This window comes from Nocardioides palaemonis (assembly GCF_018275325.1).
Classification (GTDB): domain Bacteria; phylum Actinomycetota; class Actinomycetes; order Propionibacteriales; family Nocardioidaceae; genus Nocardioides; species Nocardioides palaemonis.
The window spans coordinates 1517552-1531355 of sequence record NZ_JAGVQR010000001.1 but is presented as its reverse complement, the minus strand read 5'-3'; the positions used below and the strand labels follow the sequence as shown (position 1 = coordinate 1531355).

At 74.2% G+C, this 13804-nt stretch carries 13 protein-coding genes; 5 read left to right on the top strand and 8 right to left on the bottom strand.

The annotated features are described in order from the left end of the window. Positions 1-17: 17 nt before the first annotated feature. Together KDN32_RS07470 and KDN32_RS07465 are read left to right on the top strand one after the other, a co-directional pair. Positions 18-1091: a discoidin domain-containing protein gene (locus KDN32_RS07470; RefSeq protein WP_211731400.1), complete on the top strand. Its 1074-nt coding sequence runs from the start codon at positions 18-20 to the stop codon at positions 1089-1091. A 6-nt stretch (positions 1092-1097) separates the two neighbouring features. After that, positions 1098-1592: a GNAT family N-acetyltransferase gene (locus tag KDN32_RS07465; RefSeq protein ID WP_211731399.1), complete on the top strand. Its 495-nt coding sequence runs from the start codon at positions 1098-1100 to the stop codon at positions 1590-1592. A gap of 4 nt (positions 1593-1596) precedes the next feature. On the opposite strand, the gene KDN32_RS07460 is transcribed toward KDN32_RS07465, so the two are convergent. From KDN32_RS07460 to KDN32_RS07445, 4 genes are all read right to left on the bottom strand, one after another. After that, complete coding sequence (locus tag KDN32_RS07460) at positions 1597-2601, bottom strand: threonine aldolase family protein (RefSeq protein WP_249216380.1); 1005 nt, start codon at positions 2599-2601, stop codon at positions 1597-1599. A 294-nt stretch (positions 2602-2895) separates the two neighbouring features. Then, the gene (locus KDN32_RS07455) at positions 2896-4197 is read right to left on the bottom strand and encodes a class II 3-deoxy-7-phosphoheptulonate synthase (RefSeq protein WP_211732418.1); all 1302 of its coding nucleotides are present in this window, start codon (positions 4195-4197) and stop codon (positions 2896-2898) included. A gap of 149 nt (positions 4198-4346) precedes the next feature. Beyond that, positions 4347-5702 carry a metallophosphoesterase family protein gene (locus tag KDN32_RS07450; RefSeq protein ID WP_211731398.1) on the bottom strand — a complete coding sequence of 452 codons (1356 nt, stop codon included), beginning with the start codon at positions 5700-5702 and terminating at the stop codon, positions 4347-4349. A gap of 67 nt (positions 5703-5769) precedes the next feature. After that, the gene (locus tag KDN32_RS07445) at positions 5770-7215 is read right to left on the bottom strand and encodes an APC family permease (protein WP_211731397.1); all 1446 of its coding nucleotides are present in this window, start codon (positions 7213-7215) and stop codon (positions 5770-5772) included. A 193-nt stretch (positions 7216-7408) separates the two neighbouring features. Here KDN32_RS07445 and KDN32_RS07440 point away from each other — a divergent pair, with 193 nt between their 5' ends. Continuing rightward, entirely contained in the window at positions 7409-8605 is a 1197-nt protein-coding gene (locus KDN32_RS07440; protein WP_211731396.1) for a pyrophosphate--fructose-6-phosphate 1-phosphotransferase, read from the top strand. A 24-nt stretch (positions 8606-8629) separates the two neighbouring features. Here the strand turns inward: KDN32_RS07440 and KDN32_RS07435 are convergent, their stop codons facing one another. Continuing rightward, a complete protein-coding gene (locus KDN32_RS07435; RefSeq protein ID WP_211731395.1) occupies positions 8630-9823 on the bottom strand; it encodes an MFS transporter in 1194 nt (397 codons plus the stop codon). A 131-nt stretch (positions 9824-9954) separates the two neighbouring features. On the opposite strand from KDN32_RS07435, the gene KDN32_RS07430 reads away from it, so the two are divergent. Together KDN32_RS07430 and KDN32_RS07425 are read left to right on the top strand one after the other, a co-directional pair. Then, the gene (locus tag KDN32_RS07430; protein ID WP_211731394.1) at positions 9955-10806 is read left to right on the top strand and encodes a DUF1028 domain-containing protein; all 852 of its coding nucleotides are present in this window, start codon (positions 9955-9957) and stop codon (positions 10804-10806) included. Then, positions 10803-11483: an FGGY family carbohydrate kinase gene (locus KDN32_RS07425; RefSeq protein WP_211731393.1), complete on the top strand. Its 681-nt coding sequence runs from the start codon at positions 10803-10805 to the stop codon at positions 11481-11483. The genes KDN32_RS07430 and KDN32_RS07425 overlap by 4 nt, the downstream gene beginning before the upstream one ends. 4 nt (positions 11484-11487) lie before the next feature. On the opposite strand, the gene KDN32_RS07420 is transcribed toward KDN32_RS07425, so the two are convergent. From KDN32_RS07420 to KDN32_RS07410, 3 genes are read right to left on the bottom strand one after another with little or no spacing between them, the layout of a single operon-like run. Then, positions 11488-12414: a hypothetical protein gene (locus KDN32_RS07420; protein ID WP_211731392.1), complete on the bottom strand. Its 927-nt coding sequence runs from the start codon at positions 12412-12414 to the stop codon at positions 11488-11490. A 9-nt stretch (positions 12415-12423) separates the two neighbouring features. Continuing rightward, entirely contained in the window at positions 12424-12867 is a 444-nt protein-coding gene (locus tag KDN32_RS07415) for a GNAT family N-acetyltransferase (protein ID WP_211731391.1), read from the bottom strand. After that, the gene (locus tag KDN32_RS07410) at positions 12864-13757 is read right to left on the bottom strand and encodes an arylamine N-acetyltransferase family protein (RefSeq protein WP_211731390.1); all 894 of its coding nucleotides are present in this window, start codon (positions 13755-13757) and stop codon (positions 12864-12866) included. Before KDN32_RS07410 ends, KDN32_RS07415 begins: the two co-directional genes overlap by 4 nt. Between the last annotated feature and the right edge of the window lie 47 nt (positions 13758-13804).

The window sequence follows — 13804 nt, the reverse complement described above, 5'->3', positions numbered from 1 at the left end:
CCCCTATCGTGGGGCCCGTGGACACGTGCGTGAGGTGCGGTGCCGAGCTCGGCGTGGGCCGGTTCTGCCTCAACTGCGGGCACCGGATCGGCGACCCGGCGCCCGCCTCCGCCCACCCGCCGGCGCCCCGCCCGGCCGCTCCCGCGGCCGCGTCCCCGCCTCCTCCGCCACCCCCGCCGGTCCGGGCCGCCGAGGTCGCCGAGGCGCCACCGGTCGAGGTGCCGGTGCAGGCCGCCGACCCGACGCCGGTCCCGCCGACCCGCGTCCCCGAGCCGGCGCGTGCCCGCCGCGGGCTCCGGCGCCCGGCTCCGACGCCCGCCCCGGCCCCGTCCGCATGGGACCCCGACGAGGAGCTGCTGCCCTACCACGACGCCGACGAGCTCGGGCCCGACGACCCGCTTCCCCCTCGCGGGTGGATCCTCTGGGTCGCGGGCGCGGTCGCGCTCCTGGCGGTGGCGCTGCTCCTGCTCCGGGTCCTCGACACGAGCGACGACGACACCGTCGACGCGGCGACCGACACGTCGACGGCGGTCGCGTCCGAGCCGACCGCGGGCGCGGACGGTGGTGAGGAGGCCGGCGAGGAGCAGCCCGCCGTCCCGCAGGGAGTGGGCGAGCGGTTCGACGCCGCGGCCGGGGCCACGTTCGGCGTGCCGGCGACCGCTCCCCCGACGACGGACCTCGACGGCGACCTGGTCGCCTACGACGCCGCCCAGATGGGCGACGGGATCCCGGCCACCGCCTGGCGCACCGCCGGGTCCGCCGCGGGCCAGGCCATCACGGTCACCTTGGCCGGGCCGACCGTGGTCGACCGGGTCGGGCTCGTCAACGGCTACGCCAAGCAGGTCGAGGGCGTCGACTGGTACCCGAACAACCGCCGCGTCCTGTCGGTGACCTGGACCTTCGACGACGGCAGCACCGTCGAGCAGACGCTGGCCGAGCGCCCCGGGATGCAGCGCCTGAAGGTGCCGCCGGTGACCACCTCCACGGTGACCCTCACCCTCGGTGAGGTCACCGCGCCCGGCGCGGGCCCGCTCGGGCGCGACTACACCGCGATCAGCGAGATCTCCGTCCTCGGCCGTCAGGCCGGCTGACGGCCGATGCCCCGGACCCTCATCTCGGCGATCCTCGACGAGGAGTCCCGGCGGCTGGCGGTCGAGGTGTGGCGGGCCGCACGGACCGCGACCGACCGTCCGCCCACGCCGCAGCGCGTCGAGCGGGTGGCGGCCAAGGTCGCCGACCGCGTCGACGCCGGGCACCTCGCCCTGCTCGCCCACTACGGCGAGCGCCCGGCCGGGATGCTGGTCGCCGAGCCCTACCGCGGGGACGACGGGCACGACCCCGCCGCGGGCCACCTGTCGATGGTCTTCGTCGACCCCGCCCTGTGGGGGTGCGGCGTGGCCGGAGCACTGGTGCGGTCGGTCCAGCGCGGCGACCACGGCCCTGGCTGGACACGCCTGTCGGTCTGGACCCGCGACGCGAACCGGCGGGCGCTCCGGCTCTACCGCGCCCGCGGCTTCGCCGACACCGGCGAGACCACCACCCTGCACGAGGGCGAGGTCATCCGCCGCCTCGAGTGGCGCGCCGGCGGCTGAGCGGTCAGCCGATCGACGACAGCACCGCGGCCGCCCGCTCGGCGTCGGCACGGCTGACGTCGAGGTGGGTGACCAGTCGGACCGCCCGCGGCCCGACGGCGGCGATGCGTACGCCCTGCTCGGCCACGCTCGCGACGAACGCGGCCGCGTCCGGGCGCTCGACGACGACGATGTTGGTGTCGACCTGCGCCGGGTCGAGCCCGAGCGCCTCGCCGATGAGCCGGGCGTGCGCGTGGTCGTCGGCCAGCCGCTCGACGTGGTGGTCGAGGGCGTGGAGGCCGGCGGCCGCGAGCACCCCGACCTGGCGCATCCCGCCACCCATCCGCTTGCGGCGCACCCGGGCCTCGGCGACGGCGTCGGCCGACCCCACCATCAGCGACCCGACGGGTGCGCCGAGTCCCTTGGACAGGCACACCGCCATCACGTCGGCGACCCGGCCGTAGTCCGCGAGCGGGGTCCCGGTGGCGACATGGGCGTTCCACAGGCGCGCACCGTCGAGGTGGATCCTCGTCCCGGTCGTGTCGGCCCACGACCGGAGGGCTCGCAGGTCGTCGAGCGGCAGCACGGCACCGCCGGCGAAGTTGTGGGTGTTCTCCACGGAGACCGCCGCGGTGCGCACGAAGAACGGACCCATGTCCGGCGCATACAGGTGCTCGATCGCGGCGAGGTCGACCTGGCCGCGCGGGTGGGTCCAGGTGCGCATGGTCAGGCCGGTGATCGCGCCGTGGGCGCCGAGCTCGGCGCGCGCGATGTGCGCCGACGACTCGCAGAGCACCTCCTGGCCCGGGGCGACGACGCTCGCCACCGCCAGCACGTTGGCCATCGAGCCGGTGGGGGTGAACAGCGCGGCCTCGTGGCCGAACATCCCCGCCACCCGCTCCTCGAGCGCGAGCACCGTCGGGTCCTCGCCGTAGACGTCGTCACCGACCTCCGCGCGGGCCATCGCCTCGCGCATCGCGTCGGTCGGCCGGGTCAGGGTGTCGGAGCGCAGGTCGATCACGGCGTCCATCCAACCAGCCGCGCCCGCGTACGCCCTCGGGCGGTGCGTGAGCCACCTTCGGCGAGCCCGGAAGGTGGGTGGGGCACCGCTCGACCGCGCGTCGCGCTCCGGACACGCCGACGGGCGGTGCGTGAGCCACCTTCGGCGAGCCCGGAAGGTGGGTGGGCCACCGCTCGACCGCGCGTCGCGCCGGACACCCCGACGGGCGGTGTGTCACCCACCGTCCTGGCAACGAAAATGTGGCTCACACACCGCTCGCCGGCGCGCGTGCCGCTCGGGGAGGTGGCGCGTCTCGGGTGGCGGTCAGGCCTTGCGCAGCATCTCGGCGACGAGGAAGGCCAGCTCGAGCGACTGGACGCGGTTGAGGCGGGGGTCGCACACCGACTCGTAGCGGTGGGCCAGGCCCACCTCGTCGATCTCCTCGCCGCCGCCGACGCACTCGGTGACGTCGTCGCCGGTGAGCTCGACGTGGATGCCGCCGGGCCAGGTGCCGAGACCGCGGTGCACGTCGAAGAAGCCCTGGACCTCGTCGATCACGTCGTCGAAGCGGCGGGTCTTGTAGCCCGACGACGCCTCGAACGTGTTGCCGTGCATCGGGTCGCAGACCCACGCGACCTGCACGCCCTCGGCGGTGACCTTCTCCACCAGCGGCGGCAGGCCGTCGCGGATCTTGTCGGCGCCGAAGCGGGTGACGAACGTCAGTCGGCCCGGCGTGTTGTCCGGGTTGAGGCGGGCGGCGTAGGCCAGCGCGTCGTCGGGCGTCGTGGTGGGTCCGAGCTTGATCCCGATCGGGTTCTGGATCTTCGACAGCAGCTCGACGTGCGGGCCGTCGAGCTGGCGGGTCCGCTCGCCGATCCACACGAAGTGGGCCGAGACGTTGTAGGGCAGGTCGGTGCGCGAGTCGATGCGCGTCAGCGACTGCTCGTACTCCAGCAGCAGCGCCTCGTGGCTGGAGTGGAAGTCGACGCGGTGGAACTCGTCGGGGTCGGCGCCGATCGCCTTCATGAAGGTGAGCGCGCGCTCGATCTCGTCGGCCATCGCCTCGTAGCGCTGGCCGAACGGCGAGGTCTGGACGAAGTCGGTGTTCCAGGTGTGGACCTGGCGCAGGTCGGCGTAGCCGCCGGTGACGAACGCGCGGACCAGGTTGAGGGTCGCCGCGGAGTTGTTGTAGACCTCGACGAGCCGCTGCGGGTCCGGGACCCGGGCCTCGGGCGTGAAGTCGTAGCCGTTGACGGCGTCGCCGCGGTAGGCCGGCAGGGTCACGCCGTCGCGGGTCTCGTCGTCGGAGCTGCGCGGCTTGGCGTACTGCCCGGCCAGCCGGCCGAGCTTCACCACCGGCACCGACGCGGCGTAGGTCAGCACGACCGCCATCTGCAGCAGCACGCGCAGCTTGTTGCGGACGTTGTCGGCCGTGACGCCCGCGAAGGTCTCGGCGCAGTCACCGCCCTGCAGGAGGAACGCCTCGCCGCGGGTGACGGCCGCGATCTTGTCGGTCAGGTCGTCGCACTCGCCGGCGAACACGAGCGGCGGCGCGGTGCGCAGCCGGTCGACGGCCGCGGTCACGGCCGCGGCGTCGGGATAGCGCGGCTGCTGGCGCGGGCCCATCGCGTGCAGCTGCTCGAGCGTGGGGATCGCGCCGAGCCCGGTGGTGCGGGGGGACGGGGCGTCGGGAGGAGTCACCGCTCAAGGGTACGGCGGCAGCGCCCGCGCGCCCGAACCGTGACCGGAGCGTGGGCCGCACGGCGAGACGCGGGTCACTCCTCCGGCGCGAGGACCCCGGCTGCGTCGTCGACCCGGAGGCCGCCGCCGCGGGTGCGGTGCGCCACGAGGGTGCCGGTCACCACCGAGCTGCCCGGATAGCTGATGTGACCCGGAGCCCCCTGGCGCGAGGTCGTCCAGAGCCGGTCCTCGAAGCCGATCGTGCCGCGGAACTGGTGGTTCTCCAGGACCAGCTGGTCGGCGGTGGCCTGCCCCAGGACGTAGGACGCCTCGCCGCGGTAGAACAGCGAGCCGTGCGACACCTCGAGGATGCCGTCGCGCTGGTGGACCGTCTGGTCGTGGACCTCACCGCTGAGGTAGACGTCCACGCCACCGCGCACCATCGTGCGCCAGAGGTCCGAGCGGGTGCCGCGCTCGTAGACGAGGTGGCTGGAGTTGCGGGTGCGGACCTTGCCGGTCATCGGGACGTGGCCCTGGACCATCACCCACGGCACGTCGTCGCGCCGCGCCTGCCGCAGCACGCCACGCAGCCAGGCCAGCTGGTCGGGGTCGACCGAGAGGTGGACGTCGCGCCCGCGCCGCTCGAACACGTCGAGGGTCACCAGCAGCACGTCGGCGTCGAGGCGCACGGCGTACGCGGTGTCCTGCGCGGGTCCGCGCCGGGGACGGTCGGTGAACCGCGCGACGCCGTCCGCGCCGGTGAGCATCTGCTCGGCGAAGACCTGCTTGAAGAGCGGGACGTGGCGGCGCTTGAAGTCGATCCACGGGTCGGGCCGGCGCTTGCGCCACGGGTCGTCGCCGATCTCGTGGTCGCCGACCGCGGGGTAGGTGGTGAGCCCATGGGCGGTGAACCGGTCGCGGTAGGCCGGGTAGTAGACGGCGGCGGCCCGGCGCCACGCGCGCACCCGCTGCCGCTCCGTGCGGGTCGGGCCGAAGACGCCGGTCCGGGCGTCGTCACGACCCCAGCGGCCCTCGACGAGGTCGCCTGCGACGAGGACGTCGTCGGTGCCGTGGGACGCCATCTCGGTGATCACGTGGTCGAGCGCCCGGTCGTACTCCTCGTTGGTGGAGTTGGCGACCTCGCCGGTGGCCTTCACGACGTGTGGCGTGCGCCCGTCGGCGGTGAGGTCGGCGACGTCCTGGTTGAGGAAGTCGGGGGCCGACACGAAGCGGTAGGCATCCGCCAGCACGGGCGCGGGCGGGACCGGCGGCCGCTCGCGGGGTCCGCGCGCCACGACGGTGCCGGGCTCGCGCGCGTCGGGCGAGGTGGTCGCGGGCGGGTAGTCGCCCGGGGTGGCGCTCGCCGACGGGCTGGCGGGGGTGACCGACGAGCAGCCGAGGGCGGAGGCCACGAGCACGGCCGCGCACAGCCCGAGAGGTCGACGAGTCACCGGGCAACCGTAGACGGCGACCCCGCGCCGGTCCGGCGAACCGGACCGTGTGTCGGCGTCGCCCCCGTCACTCCTCGAGGTGGTCGATGTCGCGGAAGCCGGTCTTCTTGGCCCGCACGCCACGGTTGGTGGCCCAGGTGACCGCCCAGAGCACCACCCCGACGAGCAGCAGCCCGCCGGCGATCTTGTACTGGATCATGTCGGCCTCGGTGCGCGCCCACGGCCCGAGCAGGTAGAGGCAGCAGATCGCGCCGACCACCGGGAGGAACGACGGCGCGCGGAACGCCTCGTCCGGGGTGGGGTCGCGGCGCAGGATCATGCAGGCGACGTTGACGATCGCGAACACGGCGAGCAGGAGCGTCGCGGTGGTGCCCGAGAGGGCACTCACCACCGAGTTGTCCGACTGGGTGGACACGACGGTGATCAGCGCGAGGGCCAGCAGCGTGGTGAAGGCGATCGCGGTCCACGGCGAGCGGCGGCCCGGCAGCACCCGGCCGAGGCTGCGGGGCAGGACGTCCTGCTGCGCCATGCCGTAGATCAGCCGGCTCGCCATCAGCATGTTGATCAGCGCGGTGTTGGCGACCGCGAAGACGGTGAGGAACGGGAACAGCTTGTCGATCGGCAGGTCGGGCGCGCCGACCTTGACCACGTCGAGCAGGATGCCCGCCTCGGCGTTGGTCGGCTCGGCGATCTGGCCGGCCGGGATGACCGCGACCACGGAGACCGCCACCAGCATGTAGATCACGACCGCGATGCCGAGCCCGGTGAGCATGGTGCGGGGGAAGATCCGCATCGGGTCCTTGGTCTCCTCGACCATGTTGACCGAGTCCTCGAAGCCGACCATCGAGAAGAACGCGATCGCGGTCGCGACCGTCACGGCCATGAACAGGCCCTTGTCGTCGGGGTTCTCGAAGACCGTGATCCGGCCGAGGTCGGCGTCGCCGCGGGCGATGACCACGAAGCCGATCACGATCACGATCGCCAGCGCCAGCATCTCGACCAGGGTGAGCACGACGTTGAACTTGACGCTCTCCCCCACGCCGCGCAGGTTGATCGCGGCGAGCACGAGCATGAACGCGAGCGCCACGCCCAGCGTGGCGCCGGTGGAGGGGGTGTCGTCGCCCAGGCCGATGAGCAGGTTCGCGGCGAGCAGGTTGGACGAGGTGGACGCGCTGGTGATGCCGGAGCAGACCACGGTGAAGGCGACCAGGAACGTCACGAAGTGGATCCCGAAGGCCTTGTGCGTGTAGAGCGCGGCACCGGCGGCCTGCGGGTACTTGGTGACCAGCTCGAGGTAGGAGAACGCGGTGACGGTGGCGACCGCGAAGGCGACGAGGAACGGCAGCCAGGCGATGCCACCGACCTGGCCGGCGAGCTTGCCGGTCACCGCGTAGACGCCGGCACCGAGGATGTCGCCGACGATGAAGAGCAGCAGCAGCTTCGGCCCCATCACCCGCTTGAGGTCGGGCTCGGCGCCGTTGACGTCCGGCTGGGTGGCTTCGGTCGCGCTCATCGGGGCTCCCCTCGTGGGCCCGCGGGCATCGCGGCGCCCACGGGATCTGCTCACCCTGTCGTGTCCGGGCCGCGCAGGGCAACCACCACGCGCCCACGGGGGTGGGTGTCGTACGCCGTGGGGCCGGGTCGGCGGAGCCCGCGCGCTGGACCGGGCTTCCCCGACTTGGATCGTTCCACCTACCCTGCTGCCCATGCCGAAGCGTGTCGCGCTCCTGACGGCGGGTGGCTACGCCCCGTGCCTGTCCTCCGCCGTCGGAGCCCTCATCGAGACCTATGACGCGACCGACCCCGACATCGAGCTGATCGCCTACCGGCACGGCTACCACGGGCTGCTCACCGGCAACAGCGTCGTGATCGGGCCCGAGGAGCGGGCGGGTGCCGCCGTGCTGCACCGCTACGGCGGCAGCCCGATCGGCAACAGCCGGGTCAAGCTGACCAACGACGAGGACTGCCGCCGACGTGGGCTGATCGGTCCCGACGAGACCGCGCTCGAGGTCGCCGCCGCCCGGCTGCAGGCCGACGGCGTCGACGTGCTGCACACCATCGGCGGCGACGACACCAACACCGCGGCGGCCGACCTCGCGGCCCACCTGCGGACGCTCGGCTCGGAGCTGACGGTGGTCGGCCTGCCCAAGACGATCGACAACGACATCGTGCCGGTGCGCCAGAGCCTCGGCGCGCTGACCGCGGCCCACGAGGCGTCCCGGTTCGCCCAGCACGTGCTGGCCGAGCACGGATCGAACCCGCGGATGCTGATCGTCCACGAGGTGATGGGCCGCGCCAGCGGCTGGCTGACCGCCGCCGCGGCGCGCGACTACATGGCCTGGCACGCCGAGCAGGAGTGGCTCCCGGGGATCGGTCTCGACCCGCGACGGTGGGCGCTGCACGCGGTCTACGTCCCCGAGCGCCCGATCGACCTCGCGGCCGAGGCGGCGCGGCTGCGCGCGGTCATGGACGAGATCGGCTGCGTCAACATCTTCCTCGCCGAGGGCGCGGGCGTGGCCGACATCGTCGCCGAGCTCGAGTCCCGCGGCGAGACCGTCGGGCGCGACCCGTTCGGCCACATCAAGATCGACACCATCAACCCGGGTCGCTACTTCGCCGACCGCTTCTCCCACGAGATCGGCGCGGAGAAGCAGATGGTTCAGAAGTCGGGCTACTTCTCCCGCTCGGCGCCGGCCGGCGAGACCGACCTCGTCCTCATCCGCGAGGTGGCCGAGAAGGCCGTGGCGTGCGCCCTGGCCGGCGAGCCCGGACTGGTCGGCCACGACGAGGAGCGCGGCGACGAGCTGCGGGCGATCGAGTTCGAGCGGGTCGCCGGCCACAAGCCGTTCGACGCCTCGCAGGCCTGGTTCACCGACCTGCTCGCCGACATCGGTCAGCCCTGAGCCGCCAGCCCCGACCGGACGGCCTCACGCCGTCTCGGGCTCCTCGGTGCGGTCGGTCACCCGCAGGCCGGCCGCCGGGAGCGTGCGCGGCAGTCGCTGGAGGTAGGCGGCACTGGCCACCGCGAGCCCGCCCAGCACCCACCACAGCGTGGTGGCACCGCGGTCGAGCAGGTACGTGAAGGCGACGGGGGTGACCGCGCCACCGATGCCCCAGCTCAGCTGGAACAGCCCGAGGTAGCGCCCGCGGAGGTGGTCGGGCGCCGCCTCGGCCGCCGTGGCGCTGAAGACCGGTCCGCCGGTGAGCTCGCCGAAGGTGTAGATGCCCGCGCCCACCAGCATGACGACGACCGCCAGCCAGACCGGCAACCACCCGGCCGCGACGAACAGGGCGTAGCTGAGGACGAAGACGAGCTGGGCGAGCGCCATCATCCGCGCCCGCACCTGTCCGGTCATCCGGCGCACCACCAGGCCCTGGCCCAGGCCCACCATCACGGTGTTGAGCGTGAAGATCGCGCCGACGACCCAGCCGGGCAGGTCGATGGTCTCCGCGACGTAGACCGGCAGCGCGAAGTTGAGCACCATCATCCCGGCCACGAAGCCGAGCTGGCCGACCACCAGGCGCAGGTAGGCGCCGTCGCGCAGCACCGTCCCCCACCCCTCGAGCGGAACGTCGTCGGGCCGCGTCCCGCGGTGGTCGGGGACGTCGAGGAGCAGGGCGTAGGCGAGCACGAACGTCACCGCGTTGATCACCACGACGCTCTCGTAGGCGAGGTCGGTGCCGATCTGCAGCGCGATGCCGGCGAGCACGCCGCCCACCGAGTAGCCCAGGTTGCGCACCGCCTGCAGGAACCCGAACCACAGCTCACGCTCCCCCGGCGCCGAGATCGCGGTGACCACGTTGCCGAAGGACCCCCAGAAGGACTGCCGCCCGATGTTCAGCAGGGTGGTCCAGAGCGCGACGGTCAGCAGGGAGTCGGCCCACAGGTAGGCGATCATCCCGACGGCCTGAATGAGGTTGCCGGCCAGCATCATCCGGCGTGGACCGAACCGGTCGACCAGGCTGCCGATGACGAACGCGCCCGGCATCGTCAGCAGCGCGGAGAGCGACAGCGCGGACCCGATCTGCACCAGCGACAGGTCGGTCATCGCGAGGAAGTAGAGCAGCGTGATCGGCATGAACAGGCCGCTGCCGACGGTGTCGCACACGATGGCGCTCACGAAGCGTCGGTGCTCACCGACGTGAGGGAACCCGAGACGTGCCAGCACGGGGACATCCTGACCCATGACGGGCCTCTCGGGGAGGTCCGCCACGGAATCCGCAGCACCCGCGTGCCCGCTAGATTCCTCGCATGACCTTCTCGATCGTGGCCCGCTCCGACGACGGCGAGTCGTGGGGCGTGGCCGTCGCCTCCAAGTTCCTCGCAGTCGGGTCAGCGGTCCCGGCCGCGGCGGCCGGCGTCGGAGCGGTCGCGACGCAGGCCGACGCCAACGTGTCGTTCAAGTACCTCGCCCTCGCCCACCTCGACGACGGGGCGACCGCCCAGGTCGCGCTCGACCGGCTCGTCGAGGACGACGAGGGGCGCGAGCACCGCCAGGTCGGGGTCGTGGACTCCGACGGCAACGCCGCCACCCACACCGGACGTGAGTGCTACGCCTGGGCCGGCGGCACGGCCGGACGCAGCGGCGAGCAGGGCGGCTACGCGATCCAGGGCAACATCCTCACCGGGCCCGAGGTCGTCGACGCCATGGAGGCGGCGTGGCTGGGATCGGCCGGACAGCCCGTCGCGCGACGGCTGCTGGCCGCGCTCGCCGCGGGTGACGAGGCCGGCGGTGACAGCCGGGGTCGGCAGTCCGCCGCCCTGCTCGTGGTCCGCGACGGTGCCGGCTACGGCGGCCTCGACGACGTCGCGGTCGACCTGCGCGTCGACGACCACACGGCGCCGGTGACCGAGCTGGCCCGGCTGCTCGACCTCAACGACCTCTACCTGACCGCGTCCACCCCCGAGGAGCAGGTGCCGGTCGACGACGACCTGATGGCCGAGCTCGACGGTCTCGCACGCGCCGCCGGCCGCGACGACTTCATGGCGTGGGTGGGCGCGGAGAACCACGAGATGCGGGTCGACCGCGGACCCCGCCCGGGCTGGATCGACCGCCGGGTGCTCGCGATCATCCGGGAGGGCCGTCCCGGCGACGGCGCATGAGCACCCTCGTCCTCGACGCCGGCCCGGACGGGGTGAGGGCAGCGGTCGTGCGCGACGACGGGACCGTCGGGGGGTCGGCGCACCACGACCTCGCGCTGGTCGAGCGCGACGGCCGGCTCGAGCTCGCCACCGACGACCTGTGGCGCGCCGCGCTCGCCGCGGTGCGCGAGGTCGTCGACGGGGGCGGGACGGACCGGCCGGCACGGATGGCGGTGACCACCGATCCCCTCGCGACGGTGCTCTGGGACCGGGAGACGCTGGGGTCCCCGCGCCCGGCGGTCCTCGCCGGGACGCTCGACACACTGGCGCACGTCGCCGCCCGGGAGCCGCACACCTGGGCGCTCGTGGTGGAGGGTCGGTACGCCGTCGGCGGCCTCGACTCCTACCTCGTCGCGCGGATGACGCTCGGCACCTGGCACGTCACGGACGCGACCCACGCGGCCGCGTCCGGCCTCCTCGACGAGGAGGCGGGCGCCTGGTCCGTGGTCGCCTGCCGCTCGGCCGGCATCCCGGTCGCCGCCCTGCCCGAGCTGGTGCCCACGAGCGGGCTGGTCGCCACCACCGAGGGCCGCGCGTTCGCCGGCCTCGCGCTGCCGGTCACCGGGCTGGTCGCGCGGGACCCGGCCGCCACCGCGGCCGACCGGTGGCGCGCGATGGCCGCGCTCGCCGCTTCGTAGTCGCCTAGAGCCGGTCGCGCGCGTCGCGGGCGGCGTCGACCTCCGCCCGCGCCTCCTCGACCGCCTCGCCGGTCTCCTCGTGCAGCGCCTCGGCCTCCGACAGCTCGTCGTCGACCTCCTCCAGGGTCGCGTCGAGGGTGGCGACCCGGCTGCGCAGCTCATCGATCTCCGACTGCAGCTGGAGCGTGCGCGCCTGCAGCTTCTCCACGCCGCGACGGGTGCCGCGGTGCTCCTTCTCGGCGGCGGCGAGCGTGGCCCGCGCGTCGGCCAGCCGTTCGTCGGCGGCCGCGCGCGCCTTGGCCTCGGCGTCGGGGTCGGGCACGACGTGCAGCTGCGGTCGACCCTCTGTCGTGCCGGGGGCCGCACCGGGCGCCGAGCCCGGCGCGGGTCGGGCGGTCGCGCTGAACCCCAGCGCCTCGGGCAGGGCGACGGAGCCGCTGACGTCGAGGTCGCCGAGGCCGGTCGCGGCGAGCGCCGTGACGAGCAGCCCGCTGCGGACCGCCCGGGCGGCCTCCGGCTCGAGCATCGCCGCGGTCAGGGTCGCCTCCACCTGGTCGGCGACGGACTGGGTGACCTTGACGCCCTCGAGGCGGGCCAGCCGACGGGCGGCCGTGGTGACCGACGCGGTGAGCTGGCGTCGCTGCCGGGTCAGCTCGCGGAGCTGGGCGGCGTCGAGGTCGGCCTGCGCCTCGCGCAGTGCGGCGCCGACGGCCAGGACCTGGTCGACCTGGTCGGGGTCGCGGCGCACCAGCAGGTTGACCACCCACGCCGCCACCGACGCCTTGCGCAGCCCCTTGACCGCCGCGGCCACGCCCTTGTCGGCGCGGTGCTCCTTGACCAGCGCGTCCCGCGCGGGCGTGAAGTCGGCGAGCGGGAGCGCGTAGAGGTCGTCGGCGAGCTGCAGCAGGAGGGCGGACGTCTCGTCGGACATGCACCGATCCTAGGGAGCGACGTACTCCAGCTCGGTGGGGTACGGCGGCCAGGGGCACTCCTGCGTCGTCCCGCTCGGCCGCCACCCCCAGGCGGCGTAGCGCGCGCGGGCGCGGTCGTTGTCCTCGAGGACCCACAGCCGGCGGGCACCCGCGGCGCGGGCGCGCTCGAAGCCCGCACGCCCCCAGCCCGCGCCCCAGGCGTCGGGGCGCACCGCGAGGTGGCGCAGGGACTCGCCGTCGTGGGCGCTCAGTGCGACCAGTCCGGACGCGTCCTCCACGACCTCGACCCGCACCCCCGGGTCGTCGAGCAGCAGCACCCAGCGGGCCAGCACGTCGTCGTCGGGGTAGGGCAGGTCGCCGAACACGTGGGCGAGACCGGCGCGGCTCGCGGCGCGCTCGAGGTCGCGCAGCGCGACCGCCTCGTCGCGGGTCGCGGAGCGCCAGCCGGTCACGGTCGGCCCGCCTCGTCCCAGGCCCGGTGGGCGACGACCGTCCGGTCCCACAGCCAGCGCCACTCCTCGGTGGTCACGTCGTCGACGGGCAGCAGGAGGTCGTCGACCAGCGCAGCGCGCCACGCGCCGTAGGACTCGAGGTCGTGCTGCTCACGCCCGTCCGGCGTGAGGACCTGGTGCACGCGTCCGCGTACCGTCAGCAGCCGGGGGCCGTCGATGCGCTGGGTGGCGAGCACGCGCCGGAAGGGCGAGTCCTCGGAGCCGGAGAGGGTCCGGTGCGCCTCCTCGACGGCCGCCGCGCCGTGGTCGCGCGAGGTGACGACGACGCCGCCCAGCACGCCGCCGGGCAGGTGGCGGTAGGTCCACGCGGCGGGGCCGGTGGGCCGTCCGGCGGCCTGGGCGCCGTAGCCGGCGCCGATGCCGAAGGACCAGCCGTCGACGAGGTGGTCGCCGCGCACCAGCGGGAGCGGCTCGGCGAAGCCCTCGCCCAGACCGGCGTCGGCCCACCAGTGGCCGCCCGGGTTGTCGTCGTCCGGCAGGCCGGAGACCACGAGGACCAGGTGGTTCAGGCTCGTGCCGAGCTGTTCCTCGGCGCGGAACCACACGTGGCCGTGGCGCCGGCTGACGGAGAACCCGAGCCGGGTGAGGAGCCACTCGAGCGCGCCGTTCTGCTGGAAGCAGTAGCCCACGCGGCCACCGGAGGCGGCGCGAGCAGCCGCGGCGGGCCCGTCGGCGGGGTCCGGCCGGCGCAGCACCGTGGAGAGGTTGTCGTAGGGGATGCGGGCGACGTGCGCCCGATGGACCTGCCGCAGTCCGGCGAGGTCGGGGTCCGGCACGTCGGTGAGCCCGATGCGGGCGAGGTAGTCCGCCACGCGTCCTGCGTCGACCACGCCGTCCTCCTCCCCGATCCGCCCGTCTGCTCCACCCGTCCGCGTCG